General features: G+C 68.1%; 1 pseudogene. It reads right to left on the bottom strand.

Annotated elements, in window-relative coordinates:
* Positions 1-539, bottom strand: a pseudogene (locus ABD323_RS44915) (hypothetical protein); the annotation flags it as partial.

Here is a 539-nt window from a genome sequence, read left to right as displayed (position 1 = left end):
CTTCGCCCATGCGGTCACCAAGGGTCCGGCAAGCCGCCAGGTCCCGCTGCATGGCAGCCGTGGCCTCCTCGCAGCGTCCCATGCTCACCAAGGTCAGACCGTGATTGCCCCAGACCCAGGCCAGCTCGTCAATGCTGCCGAGGGCAGTGACCACCGCGACGGCCTGAAGGTGCGCACTGTGCGCGGCCACCACGTTGCCCGCCTCGTGCAGGACGACCCCGAGGAGGGACAAACTGGACGCCATGCCCCGCTGGTTCCCGATTTCCCGATTGATGGCGAGGGCCTGCTGGTAGTCGGCTTGCCCCGCATCGCGGCGGTCCAGGCCCTTGAGGGCACGGCCGCAGTCAAGCAGAGCCTCGGCTTCGAACGCGCGATTTCCGAGCGCCCGAGCGGCGGCCAGCTCGATTCTGCTGGTGGTGTGGAGATCGTCGTAGCGCCGACGCAGGCTCAGGTGGGTGGTGAGGGCGTCGGCGAGCGAGCGGGCAATCGTCAGGAGTTGCAGACCGTCGGCCAACTGGACTCCGGCGATCAGATTGGTC

This window comes from Kitasatospora nipponensis, from assembly GCF_039528135.1.
GTDB classification, from domain to species: domain Bacteria; phylum Actinomycetota; class Actinomycetes; order Streptomycetales; family Streptomycetaceae; genus Kitasatospora; species Kitasatospora nipponensis.
The sequence above is the reverse complement of the archived record's forward strand: the minus strand, read 5'-3'. Positions and strand labels throughout refer to the sequence as shown.